11 protein-coding genes are annotated in these 12,374 nt (G+C 69.2%); 5 read left to right on the plus strand and 6 right to left on the minus strand.

Annotation, left to right across the window (positions count from 1 at the left end):
- Positions 1-65: 65 nt before the first annotated feature.
- Positions 66-788, minus strand: coding sequence for a pseudouridine synthase (locus ACTHN1_RS02190; protein ID WP_440469337.1), 723 nt, complete (start codon positions 786-788; stop codon positions 66-68).
- 60 nt (positions 789-848) lie between these two features.
- On the opposite strand from ACTHN1_RS02190, the gene ACTHN1_RS02195 reads away from it, so the two are divergent.
- The 4 genes from ACTHN1_RS02195 to ACTHN1_RS02210 all read left to right on the plus strand — a co-directional run bounded on the left by ACTHN1_RS02195 (position 849) and on the right by ACTHN1_RS02210 (position 6,241).
- Positions 849-3,644 (plus strand): M16 family metallopeptidase, encoded by a 2,796-nt coding sequence (locus ACTHN1_RS02195; protein ID WP_440469338.1) that lies wholly within the window; start codon positions 849-851, stop codon positions 3,642-3,644.
- Between the two features lie 135 nt (positions 3,645-3,779).
- Positions 3,780-4,055 (plus strand): hypothetical protein, encoded by a 276-nt coding sequence (locus tag ACTHN1_RS02200; protein ID WP_440469339.1) that lies wholly within the window; start codon positions 3,780-3,782, stop codon positions 4,053-4,055.
- A 141-nt stretch (positions 4,056-4,196) separates the two neighbouring features.
- Positions 4,197-4,862: a response regulator transcription factor gene (locus ACTHN1_RS02205; protein WP_440469340.1), complete on the plus strand. Its 666-nt coding sequence runs from the start codon at positions 4,197-4,199 to the stop codon at positions 4,860-4,862.
- Positions 4,859-6,241, plus strand: a complete 1,383-nt coding sequence (locus ACTHN1_RS02210) for an ATP-binding protein (RefSeq protein WP_440469341.1) — start codon at positions 4,859-4,861, stop codon at positions 6,239-6,241. The genes ACTHN1_RS02205 and ACTHN1_RS02210 overlap by 4 nt, the downstream gene beginning before the upstream one ends.
- A 6-nt stretch (positions 6,242-6,247) precedes the next feature.
- Here ACTHN1_RS02210 and ACTHN1_RS02215 read toward each other — a convergent pair whose 3' ends face one another.
- Both ACTHN1_RS02215 and ACTHN1_RS02220 read right to left on the minus strand, forming a co-directional pair.
- A complete protein-coding gene (locus ACTHN1_RS02215) occupies positions 6,248-7,267 on the minus strand; it encodes an MBL fold metallo-hydrolase (RefSeq protein ID WP_440469342.1) in 1,020 nt (339 codons plus the stop codon).
- A gap of 89 nt (positions 7,268-7,356) precedes the next feature.
- A complete protein-coding gene (locus ACTHN1_RS02220; protein WP_440469343.1) occupies positions 7,357-7,884 on the minus strand; it encodes a GNAT family N-acetyltransferase in 528 nt (175 codons plus the stop codon).
- A 197-nt stretch (positions 7,885-8,081) separates the two neighbouring features.
- Here ACTHN1_RS02220 and ACTHN1_RS02225 point away from each other — a divergent pair, with 197 nt between their 5' ends.
- Complete coding sequence (locus ACTHN1_RS02225; RefSeq protein ID WP_440469344.1) at positions 8,082-9,269, plus strand: hypothetical protein; 1,188 nt, start codon at positions 8,082-8,084, stop codon at positions 9,267-9,269.
- A gap of 15 nt (positions 9,270-9,284) precedes the next feature.
- On the opposite strand, the gene ACTHN1_RS02230 is transcribed toward ACTHN1_RS02225, so the two are convergent.
- The 3 genes from ACTHN1_RS02230 to ACTHN1_RS02240 form a co-directional block, all read right to left on the minus strand.
- Complete coding sequence (locus tag ACTHN1_RS02230) at positions 9,285-10,043, minus strand: N-acetylmuramoyl-L-alanine amidase (protein WP_440469345.1); 759 nt, start codon at positions 10,041-10,043, stop codon at positions 9,285-9,287.
- A 121-nt stretch (positions 10,044-10,164) separates the two neighbouring features.
- On the minus strand, positions 10,165-11,823 hold the full coding sequence (gene ubiB / locus ACTHN1_RS02235) for a ubiquinone biosynthesis regulatory protein kinase UbiB (protein ID WP_440469347.1): 1,659 nt from the start codon (positions 11,821-11,823) through the stop codon (positions 10,165-10,167).
- Between the two features lie 5 nt (positions 11,824-11,828).
- Positions 11,829-12,374, minus strand: a 546-nt coding sequence (locus tag ACTHN1_RS02240; RefSeq protein ID WP_440469346.1) for a ubiquinone biosynthesis accessory factor UbiJ, incomplete at its 5' end; no start/stop codon positions are given.

The raw sequence follows: 12,374 nt of genomic DNA on the forward strand, positions 1-12,374 counted from the left end.
GGCACGTCGGAGCGCGATGACGGAAGCGCGGCCGGGCCATCCTCCCGCCGCGTGGAGTTGCGATTTCAGCGCAGCGTTTCGTCCCAGCCGAACAGCGCAAAAGCACGCCTGAACTCCGCATCCAGCGGCGAGACGGCTTCGATGCGCGCGCCGCTGTTCGGATGCAGGAATGACAGCCGCACCGCGTGCAGCAGCATGCGATGCACGCCCTGCATGCGGAAGTTGCGGTTGTGGCGGCCATCGCCATGGCTGCTGTCGCCAATCAGATGATGCGACAGATGCTTGAGGTGGCGGCGGATCTGGCGGAAACGGCCGGTTTCCGGGCGGCAGCGCAGCAGCGCGTAGCGCGAACTGTCGAATCCCGCCGACGGGACCGGCAGTTCACCGGTCGCCAGCCGGGTGAAGCGGGTCAGCGCGGGCCGCTTCTCCGGCTTGCCCGGTCCGCCATCCAGCGCGTAGTCGAGATCGATCCGCGGCTCCGGCCAACCACGGCAGATGGCCAGGTAGTCCTTCTCCACTTCCCGGGACATGAAGGTGCGGCCCAGCGCCGAGGCTACCTCGCGGTCGAACGCGATCAGCAGGCAACCGCTGGTGGCGCGATCCAGCCGGTGGATCAGGAAGATCGGCCTGCCGAAACGCTCGCGCAGGCGGTCGGCCAGGAACTCCGTCTCGCCACGCGCCAGCTTGCTGTCGTGGACCATCAGCCCGGCCGGCTTGTCGATGACCGCCAGATCCGCATCCTGGTACAGCACGCCGCCGATGTCCTGTCCGCTTTCGAAATCGCTCATGTAACGCCTGTCTCCGGCAAATCTGCGAAACTCGGGACTGCTGTTTTCCAGGAGTCCTGCATGCAACCACGCCGTCTCATTCTCGCACTTGGCCTGGGCCTGACGCTAAGCCTCGGCGCCTTGCCCACGGCATTCGCCGACGCCGCCCTGCCCCGCGGCATGGTCGCCGGCCCCAGCGTGGAGGGCATCAGCGAGTATCGGCTGGCGAACGGTCTGCGGGTCCTGCTGTTCCCGGACGCGAGCAAGCCCACGGTGACGGTGAACCTGGTGTACGGCGTGGGTTCGGTGCACGAGAACTACGGCGAGACCGGCATGGCGCACCTGCTGGAGCATCTGCTGTTCAAGGGCACGCCGACCCATGCCGACATCAGCGGCGAGATGAAGAAGCGCGGCATCCAGTTCAACGCCACCACCGGGCTGGATCGCACCAACTACTTCGCCTCGTTCCCCGCCGACGACGCCACCCTCGACTGGGTGCTGGCGATGGAAGCCGACCGCATGGTCCATTCCAACATCGCCCGCAAGGATCTGGACAGCGAGATGACCGTGGTCCGCAACGAGCTGGAGGCCGGCGAGAACAATCCCGGCGGCGTGCTGTTCCAGCGCATCCGTTCGACCGCGTTCCTGTGGCACAACTACGGCAACAGCACCATCGGCGCGCGTTCGGACGTGGAAGGCGTGCCGATCGAACGCCTGCAGGGTTTCTACCGGACCTGGTATCAGCCCGACAACGCCACCCTCATCCTTGCCGGCCGCATCGATCCGGCCACGGCGCTGGCGCGTGTGGCCGCCCGTTTCGGCCCGCTGAAGAAACCCGCCCGGATACTGCCCGCGTTCTATACCGCCGAGCCGGCGCAGGACGGTGAACGCCAGGTCGACGTGCGCCGGGTCGGCGACGTGCGCATCGTCGCCGCGGCCTACCACATTCCCGCCGCCGGCCATCCGGACAGCGCCGCGCTGAGCGTGCTGGGCAACGTGCTCGGCCACACTCCCGGCGGCCGCCTGCACAAGGCGCTGGTGCAGCCGCGCACCGCCGCCGGCACCGGCGCGGGCAGCGAGTCGATGCGGGATCCCGGCCTGTTCACCGCGCTGGCGGTGCTGCCCAAGGATGGCGACGCGGCCAAGGCGGAACAGGAACTGCTCGCGCAGGTCGAAGGCGTGGCGCGCACACCGGTGACCGAGGCGGAAGTGGAGGAAGCCAGGCAGCGCATCGCCAATGCGTACGATCTCTATTTCACCGACGTCAACGCGGTCGGCATGGGGCTGTCCGAATTCCTCGCCGCCGGCGATTGGCGCCTGCTGTTCATCACCCGCGACGCGATCGCCAAGGTCACCGCCGCCGACGTCAACCGCGTGGCCGGGCAATACCTGAAGCCAAGCAACCGCACGCTGGGTCGTTTCATTCCCACCGATCCGCCGGATCGCGTCACCATCACCCCGCGCCCCGACGTGGCGAAACTGGTGGATGGCTACGTCGGGCGCGCCGCGGTTTCCACCGGCGAGCAGTTCGATCCCACGCCGCAGAACCTGGAAGCGCGCACCCAGCGCTTCACCCTGGGCAACGGCCTGCGGGTGGCGCTGCTGCCGCGCAAGACCCGCGGCGAAACCGTGGTGGTGGACGCCAACTTCCGTTTCGGCGACGCCGCCTCGCTGACCGGCCGGCAGGACGCCTCGGGTCTGGCGGGCGCCATGCTGATGCGTGGCAGCACCACGCTGAGCCGGGAGCAGATCGATCAGCGCTTCGAAGCGCTGAAGACCCAGGCCAGCGTCAGCGGCGGCCTGCAGGGCGCGGGCATTTCGCTGCTCAGCCGACGCGCGCAGTTGGCCGACGCGCTGGCGCTGGCGGCCGACATCCTGCGCCATCCGGCGTTCCCGGAAAGCGAGTTCGAGCAGTTGCGCCTGCAGGCGCTCACCGGCATGGAGGCCTCGCGCAAGGAACCCGGCGCGGTCGCGGGCCAGGCGCTGGCGCATCATTTCGATCCCTGGCCGAAGGGCCATCCACTGCACATCGACACTCTCGACGACGCCATCGCCGCGGTGAAGGCGCTCAAGCGCGAAGACCTGGCCGCGTTCCATCGTGATTTCTACGGCAGCGCCGACGGCGAGATCGCGGTGGTCGGCGACTTCGATCCGGTGGAGGTGCGCGCGCAGCTGGAATCCCTGTTCGCCGGCTGGACCTCGCGGCATCCCTACGCGCCCATCAATACCCGCTACACGGCGGTGCCGGCGGTCAACCAGCGCCTGTCCACCCCGGACAAACCCAATGCGGTGCTGCTGGCGCGCAGCAACCTGTCGCTCAAGGTCACCGACCCGGACTATCCGGCGATCCTGCTGGCCAACCGCATCTTCGGCGGCGGCGCGCTGAAATCGCGGCTGGGCGATCGCATCCGCCAGAAGGAAGGCCTGAGTTACGGCGTCTCCAGCGCCGTGCGCGCCGACGACAGCCGCGAGGGCATCGACGACAACGGCAGCTTCAACATCCAGGCCATCGCCGCGCCTGAAAACATGGCCAGGGTCGAAGCCGCCGTGCGCGAGGAGCTCGCCCGCCTGATCAAGGACGGCATCACCGAGGAGGAACTGCGCGACGCGGTGTCGGGCACCTTGACCGAACGCCGCCAGGGCCGCGCCGAGGACGGCGCGGTCGCCGGCATGCTGACCGACCAGGCGTACTACGGGCGAACCATGCAGTTCACCGCCGATCTGGATGCCGCCTACGCCGCGCTGACCCGGGAACAGGTCAACGCCGCCCTCCGCAAGCACTTCAAACCCGAGACGCTGAGCGTGTACGTGGCCGGTGATTTCGCCAAGGCTCTCCCGGCGCCGGACGCGGCGAGCGGGCAGGCGAAAAGTCCATAGTTCCTGTTTGTTCCCTCTCCATTCATCCGGACTGTCGCCAGATCGATTCCCCCGCCCACGAGTCTCGCTATGCCACCCGGTCGTCCTTGCGACCGGGATTTCCACAAGCATTCATTTCCGGACAAGGAGAGAAGCATGTGCACCGTCGTTCATCGGATCGTCCTCGTTTCCATGGTCGGCTTGCTGGCGGCCTGCGCTTCCACGCAGGAGAAGGAACGCCCGGTTGCGGAAGCCAGACAGAAATCGGAATCGGAACGCTTCCGGGATCAAGCCGAGTACACGCAGGAACAGGTACGCCGCGACGAGATTGCCCGGGTCAACCGCGTCCAGACATGGAAGAACACTTCCCGGCCCCGGACCTGTACGCAGGACTCGAACGGCGGCCAGGTCTGCTCCGGCGGGAGCCCCTGAACCACCCGCATTTTCCTGGCCTGGCGTGATCCCGTTCCGCCAGGCCTGCTGATTCGTCGGCGGCCGGCGCGCGGAGACGGATTAAGACGGCTTTAAAGCCGGCCGTTTACCATCGTGCTCCCTGAATCCCGGACCGCTGCCGTGACCCCGATCCTGCTGGTGGAAGACGACCGCATGCTCGGCGACGCCGTGGCCGCGGCATTGCGCCAGGATGGCTGGGAGGTGGCGCGCGCCGAGGATGCCGGCGCGGCCAAGACGGCGCTGATCGATCACGCCTTCGCCGCGGTCCTGCTGGACCTGGGCTTGCCGCGCGGCTCGGGCCTGGACGTGCTGCACGCGCTGCGCCAGCGCTACGACACCACCCCGGTGCTCATCGTCACCGCCCGCGACCAGCTCAGCGACCGCGTGCGCGGGCTGGACGCCGGTGCCGACGACTACATCGTCAAGCCTTTCCAGACCGATGAACTGTGCGCGCGCCTGCGCGCGGTGGTGCGTCGCAGCCAGGGCCGGGTGGCGCCGGTGCTGTCCTACCGCGACATCGTGCTGGATCCGGCCGCGCGCCAGGTCACCCGGGGTGGACAGGCGGTCAAGCTGGGCGTGCACGAATACCGCACGCTGCTGGCGCTGATGGAACGCCAGGGGCGGGTGATCGCGCGCGATGCGCTGGAGTCGCTGGTCTACGGCGGCGACGGCACCATCGAAAGCAACACCATCGCGGTCTACATCCACCAGCTGCGGCGCAAGCTGGGCGAGGATCTGATCACCACCGTGCATGGTTTCGGTTATCGCATCGGGGACGGCGAATGAGGCGGCATCATCACCATCGTTCGTTGAAGGGCAAGCTGCTCGCGATACTGATGGGCGTGATGTTGATTGGCTGGTTGATCTGGCTGGGATGCCAGTATGTACAGGTCACGCGCCAGCAAAGCGGCCATTGGGACCAGACGCTGCGCGAGGTGGGCCAGCAGATCCTGATGTCGATGCCCAGCGACGTCGACAGCATCGGCGGCCGGTCGCGTCTGGCGTTGCCGCCGGAAGTGCCCACCGGGCCGCTCAACAAGTTCGACAAGATCCGCTTCCAGGTATGGAGCCTGCAGCGGCGCGAAAGCATCATTTCCTCGGCCGGCGCGCCGAAAACGCCGATGCAGCCCAGTTTCCAGCCCGGGCTGGCGTCCACCGACGCCGCCAACGAGCGTTGGCGCGTTTATGCGGTGACCGACGCGACCGGTCGCGTGCAGGTGCAGGTCGGCATGTCGCGCTCCCAGTTGCGGTCCGAGCTGGCGTTCTGGATCAAGATGAGCCTGTTGACGGCGGTGCTGCTGCTGTTCGGGCTGGCGCTGGCGATCTGGGCGGCGATCCACTGGAGCCTGCGGCCGGTGAATCGCCTGCGCGACCAGATGGCGCGGCGTGAAGCCATGGATCTCGCCCCGCTCTCCACCATCGGCATCCCCCGCGAGATCCAGCCGCTGCTGGATTCGTTCAATGCATTGCTGGCGCGACTGGGCGAGGCCATGCAGGGCGAACGCCAGTTCCTGGCCGATGCGGCGCACGAGTTGCGCACGCCGTTGGCCGCGTTGTTGACCCAGACCCAGGTCGCCCTGCGCGCCGGCTCCGAATCCGACGCTCGCCAGGCGCTGGGCCAGCTGGAACACGGCATCGAACGCACCTCCCGGCTGGCCCAGCAGTTGCTCGACTCGGCGCGCATCGACGCCTCGCAGCGGCGTCACGAGCACGCGCCGGTCGAACTGGCCGAGGTGGTCACGATGGTGGTCCGCGAATTCGAGATCATGGCCGCGCGCCGGCAGCAGACCATCGTGCTCAACACCGCGGTCGCGCCGGTGTGTGGGGATCTGGATGATCTGGGCGTGCTGGTGCGCAACCTGATCGACAACGCCATCCGCTACAGCGGCGAAGGCGGCCGGGTGGTGGTCGCCTGCGGGCGCGATGCGGACGACACCGGCGTGGAGTTGACCGTCACCGACAATGGTCCCGGGGTTCCGCGGGAGGAACGCGGCCAGATCTTCGATCGCTTCTTCCGGGGCAGCAACGGCAACGGCGAGCGTGGCAGCGGCATCGGCCTGTCGCTGGTATGGCGCATCGCCCAGGCCTACGGCGCCGGGATCACGCTGGACGATGGCCTGGATGGCCGTGGCCTCTCGGTCCGAGTGCGTTTCCCGGATCGCTGAGCGCGATCAGCGCGGCAGCCGCCACCACGGCGTGAACGGCTGCGGCTCGGCAATCGAAACCGCCTGCCCGATCATCGGCGTGCTCACGGCCACGCCGCGACTGGCGGCGATGCCGCTGACCGCTTCCATCGGCGCGTTCCAGTCGTGAAAGGCGAGATCGAAGGTACCGTTGTGGATCGGCATCATCCAGCGGCCCCGCAGATCCAGATGCGCCTGCACGCTCTGCTCCGGCAGCATGTGCACGCCTTCCCACAGCGGATCGTAGGCGCCGCATTCGAGCAGGGTCAGGTCGAACGGGCCGAACCGATCGCCAATCTCGCGGAAGCCGGGAAAGTAGCCGGTATCGCCGCTGAAGAAAATCCGCTGCCGCGGCGTCTCGATGACCCAGGATGCCCACAGGGTGGGATTGGTCTGGAAGGGCGCGCGGCCGGAGAAGTGCTGGGCGGGCGTGGCGGTCAGGTGCAGTCCGCCGGCACGCACCGACTGCCACCAGTCGAGCTGGGTGATCTTCTCCCTCGGCACGCCCCAGCGCGCCAGCAGATCACCCACGCCCAGCGGCGTGATGAAGCGCTCGGTGCGCTCGGCCAGCGCGCGGATGCTGGCCTTGTCCAGGTGATCGTAGTGGTCGTGCGACAGGATCACGCCGGCGATGGGCGGCAGATCGGCCAGCGCGATGGCCGGCGCGTGGAAGCGCCTGGGTCCCGCCCATTGCACCGGCGAGGCGCGCTCGGAGAACACCGGGTCGGTGAGCCAGTAGCCGCCTTCCAGTTTCAGCAGGAGGGTCGAGTGGCCGATGCGGTAGAGCGTGCCGTCCGCGGCCGCCTCCAGTTCCGCGCGGGTGATGGAGCGGATCGGCAACGCGGCCGGCGGCACGGTGCGGTCGGATTTTCCGAACATGAAACGCCACCACAGGCCGGGCATTTCCCGGGTGGCCGGCTGGCGCGGCTCCACCGGATTGCGGAAAGCGCGCTCACGGTATTGCGGGGACTGCGGATAGGCGACGGTGCTGCAGGCGGACAGGGACATGTAAAGCGTTCCGACGATCAGGATCAGGAAGAAGGTGGCGAGGCGCCGGCCGAGGCGCCGCCGGGGGGAGGAGCGGCGGCGCCTGCGGCTCATGACGCGACCGGGCTTGCCAGGCGCAACGTGCCATTGCCCGCGGCGTCGACACGCGCGCCTTCGACGCGCAGCGGCGAAACCTGCGCGCCCTGTTGCCAGTGCACGGCGATGCAGCCCAGCTGCGCCGCGGTCTCGCGTACCGAAGCCAGCAGGCGCGCTTCGACATCCCGTCCGCGATGGGCCGGGTCCACGTAGAGCGACTCCAGGCGCAGGTAGTAACCGCGTTCCAGCAGCGAATAGCCGATCGTCGCGGCGGCGTATCCCATGGGCGTTTCGCGCTCGCGCGCAATCCAGGCCCAGGCACGCAGCGGCGCCTCGAACAGGGCTTCCATCAGTTCGAGCATGCCGTCCTGCGCATCGATGTCGCTCACCGGCAGTTGGGCGGCCTGTCCATGCAGGTCGCACAGCGCCATCAGCACGTCGACGTCCTGGCGGGAAACCCGGGTGACCACGGGGCCGGCGGCGGCCTGGAACATCCGGAGGGGTACACGATTGCGCGGCACGAGTGCGGGGAACAGGTTCATGGGTTTCCTCGGGCGGGGGCATGCGTTGCGTCGGGGGCATCCTGCGCCGGCGGCATTAAAAGGGCTTTAAGTCGCCGCCCGCGGCCCCGCCCCGGCTCGCTGGCGTTCATGAAGGACGCGCTCACGCCCGCTGAACACGCGTGGCGCGCCGATGCCCTTAGGATTCGCCTCCTTCGCCCTGTTCCGGGAACACGCCCATGCCCCGTCGCTCCAGCCTTCGTCACGCCCTGCTCGGCCGCGCCATGGCCGCCGGATGGTTCGCGACGTGCCTGCTCGCATCCGGTCCACTGCCCGCTCAGGTCCTGGGTGTGGCGCTGGACGGCAAGGCCAGGATGAGCAACGGCGAAGTGGAGATCCTGAAAACCCCGGCGCCGGATCGCGTGGCGTTCTACGACACCGCCGTCGAACCTTGGCGCCCGCTGGGCGAAGCGGCGGTGCCGACCAGCTTCCAGGGCCCGCCTTCCAGCGTCGCCATCAGCGCGGACCGTCGCGAAGCGCTGGTCACCGCCTTCACCCGCGCCGATCCCGAGCGCGCCGGCGCGTTCACCGCCAACCACACGATGGCGGTGATCGATCTGGCCGCCACGCCCCTGCGCGTCAGCCAGACCCTGACCCTGGCCGCCGCGCCTTCATCGGTCAGCCTGCATCCGGACGGGCGCCACGCCTGGGTGCCGCATACCGGCGCCGACAGCGTCAGCGTGCTGGAGAAGCGCGCGGATCGCTGGGAGGTCATCGACGTGGTCCGTTTCGAGGCGGGCAGCGCGCCGATCGCCGCCGGTTTCAGCGCCGATGGCGCCCACGCGCTGCTGAGCCTGCCCGGCAGCGGCCGGATTGCCTGGCTGGCGGTGGCCGAGGGACGGCCGGTGCTGCCGGCCGTGCATGAACTGAGCGCCGGCATCGGCCCCACGGCGCTGTCGTTCTGTGGCGCCACCGGGCTGGCGGTGGTCGCGAACTACGGCAAGGTCACCGGCGATGTCGACACCATCAGCCTGATCGATACGCGCGGCGCGCTGCCGCGGGTGATCGACACCACCTCGGTTGGCATTTCCCCCGAAGGCGTGGCCTGCGCCCCGGATGGCCGCCACGCGGCGGCGGCATTGCAGAACATGAGCACGATGCCGCGCTCGCACCCGCTGCATTCGACGCACAGCCGGCTGGTGGTGCTGGCGATTGAATCCGGACGGCTGCGGCCGGTGGCGGAGGCGGAGCTCGGTGGCTGGGCGCAGGGCGTCGGTTTCCTCGACGATTCCCGCACGGTGTTCGCGCAGAGCATGATCGAACATCGCGTGCATGCGTTCCGCCTGGAGGGCGACACGCTGACGCCGCGTCCCGATCTGTCCTTCAAGGCCGGATCGCCCGCCGCCTACGGCCTGTCGGGCCGCTAGCGCGCGACGACGACGTTATCGTTCGGCGCCGGCCTGCTGCTGCACCAGCGACGCCAGGATGCGCAGGCCCTCCGCGTCCAGCACGTCGTTCTCGGTGCCGCGGAAGCGGCGGTGGAAGGCGCGTACGGTGGCGGCGCGATCGGTCAGCGGATAGCCGAGCAGGCGCAGCGCGTTCCAGGGATCGAAACCGTCCGGCGCCGGCGGCGCGTCCGCGGCCGGCCAGATGCCGAATCCCGCCTGCGCCAGCCGCTGCCACGGAAAGCGCGTGCCGGGATCCTGTTTTCGGGTCGGCGCGAAATCGGCATGCGCGACGATCTGGGTGCGCGGGATGTACAACCGCTCGCACAGATCCTCCAGCAGGACGAGCAGGCTGTCGATCTGCGCGGGTGGAAATTCGGATCGTCCGTCGTTGTCCAGCTCGATGCCGATGGACACGTTGTTGACGTCGGTGATCGTGCCCCAGCGTCCGCCGCCCGCGTGCCAGGCGCGCAGTTCGTCGGGCACCAGCTGGTACCGGTCGCCGTCACGGCCGATCAGATAGTGCGCGCTCACCGGCCCGCCGGAATTCTCGGTGCGCAGGGTTTCCAGGCTTTCGGCCACCGAGTTCTGCTCGGTGGCGTGGATGACGATCAGGATCGGCCGGCGCGCCTCGTGGTTCGGCGACGGCGTCCATTGCGCGAGCGGATTGTGTTCCTGTTTCGGCAGGTGCGTGCAGGCGCCAAGCGCCAGGACCGTCAACGCCAGCAATAACTTCAGGGATACCGGTTTCCGCATCGGGTCATCACTCGCTGATTGCCAAGATCGTCATGGGGTAACTGCAGGAGCGACGTGAGTCGTGAAAGCGCGGCGGGTATCCGGTCGCGACTCATGTCGCTCCTACGGGAGCGGGTTCCGATCACCGGCGCGGCCAGGCCGCCAGCAGCGCCCACAGGCCGCCGATGCCCGCGATCCACGCCGAAGCGGGGACGGACAGGATGCGTGGTCCGCCCGCGTCCAGTCCGTACAGCACCGCCGCCACCAGCAGCAGGCCCACGCCGAGGATCGCCGCCACGATGCGGCGCTGCATGCCGCGCAGGGTGGTCGCCAGATCGGCCAGATCGCGCGAGCGCATCGCCAGTTCGTGCCTGCCTTCGACCTGCTGGGTCAGCCACGCATGCACCAGCCGGGGCATGTCCGGCGCATGGGTCATGATTTCCGGCAGGCGCTTGCGGAACTCCTGCACCGCGCGCTGCGGGCTGTAACGCTCCAGCAGGATCTTCTCCAGCACCGGACGCGCGACCGCCCAGATGTCCAGGTGCGGATCCATCTGGCGGCCGACGCCCTCGATGTTGAGCAGGGTCTTCTGCAGCAGGATCAGCTGCGGCTGCAGGGTCAGCTCGTACTTCTGCGCGGTGCGGAACAGCTTGAGCAGCACCTCGGCCAGCGAGATTTCCGACAGCGGACGGGTGAAATAGGGCTCGCACACCGCGCGCGCGGCCGCTTCCAGCTCGTCGATGCGCACCGTCGCGGGCATCCAGCCCGCCTCGACGTGGAGTTCGGCGATGCGCCGGTAATCCTTGTTGAAGATGGCCATGAAGTTCTCGGCCAGGTAGTACTGGTCTTCCGGCGAGAGCTGCCCGGTGATGCCGAAATCCAGGGCGATGAAGCGCGGGTTGGCCTTGCGCGCCGGATCGCTGTCGACCCAGATGTTGCCGGCGTGCGCGTCGGCGTGGAAGAAGTTGTCGCGGAACACCTGCGTATAGAACAGGCGCACGCCCTTCTCGGCGAGCGCCACGCGATCGATGCCCGCGGCGTCGAGCGCGGCGAGATCGTCGACCGGGATGCCACGCACGCGCTCGAGCGTGAGCACGCCGGCGCTCGTGTGCGACCAGTGCACTTCGGGCACGTAGAGATCGTCGGAGCCGGCGAAATTGCGCCGCAGCAGCGATGCGTTGGCGCCCTCGCGCTGCAGGTCCAGTTCGTTGACGAGCGTCGTCTCGATCTCGTCGACGATCGCCTGCGGACGGATCTTGTCCGCGCTCGGGTGCGTGCGCTCGACCACGCCGGCGAGCGCGCGCAGCAGCGCGACGTCCGCATCGATGCGCGCATGGATGTCCGGGCGCAGCACCTTGACCACCACTTCGCGGCCATCGGCGAGTGTCGCCGCATGCACTTGAGCGATCGACGCGGAAGCGAGTGGCGCGTCGTCGAAACTCGCGTAACGCGCCGTGATGGTGTCGCCGAGCGCACGCTCGATCGCCGCCCGCGCCTGCCCGGCGGGAAACGGCGCGACGCGGTCCTGCAACTGGGTCAGCGCATCGGCGACGTCGGCCGGCAGCAGGTCGCGCCGGGTGGAGAGGATCTGCCCGAACTTGACGAAGATCGGGCCGAGCTGGGTGAGGGCGAGGGCGAGGCGTTCGCCGCGCGGCAGTGCGAGCACGTCGGCGCCGGGCGCCGGTATGACGGCGCGCAGCCAGGCGAGCACGCGCGGCCGTCGCGAAGCCGGCAGCAGCTCGTCGATGCGATGGCGCGCGAGCACGCGCGCGATCTTCAGCAGGCGCGGCAACTGGCGCAGCGGGATCATGCGCGACCGGTTCGCAGGCGTTGCACGCGCGCGTCGAGCCGTTCGGCGCGCTCGCGCAGCGCATCGACGTCGTCGAGGAAGCCGTCGAGCTCCGCGCGCGCGAGGAGGTCGCGTCCTTCCTCCGTCAGGAACTCGGCGGCGTCACGCGCGAGAGAGCGCGCCGACGCGCGCGCCCCGCCGAACGCACCGCGCACGGCGCGCGCGATCGCCGTGCCGGCGACGTCGCCGAACGCCTGCGCGAACGCGGCGTCGATGTCGGGCGCGTAACCGCGCGCGAGCTGCTCGAGCCGTCGTGCCAGTTCGGCATCGCCGGCGATCTGCACGCGCCCCGGCGGCAACGCGTCGTCGCGTCCGCGCGCGAATGCGAGCCCGAGCAGGCTGCCGGGCGTCGCCGCGACGCGCAACGCGCTGTCGCCCTCGAAGGCGGGGCCGACGCGCAGGCGGTCGCCTCCGACGAGGATGCGCAACGCGGGCGCGCTTCGGCCGGTCGCGCCGGCGAGATCGAGCGTGACCGCGCGTCCGTCGAGTGCGGCGAGCCGCGC

The sequence above is a fragment of the Pseudoxanthomonas sp. genome (assembly GCF_051953815.1).
Lineage (GTDB): Bacteria > Pseudomonadota > Gammaproteobacteria > Xanthomonadales > Xanthomonadaceae > Pseudoxanthomonas_A.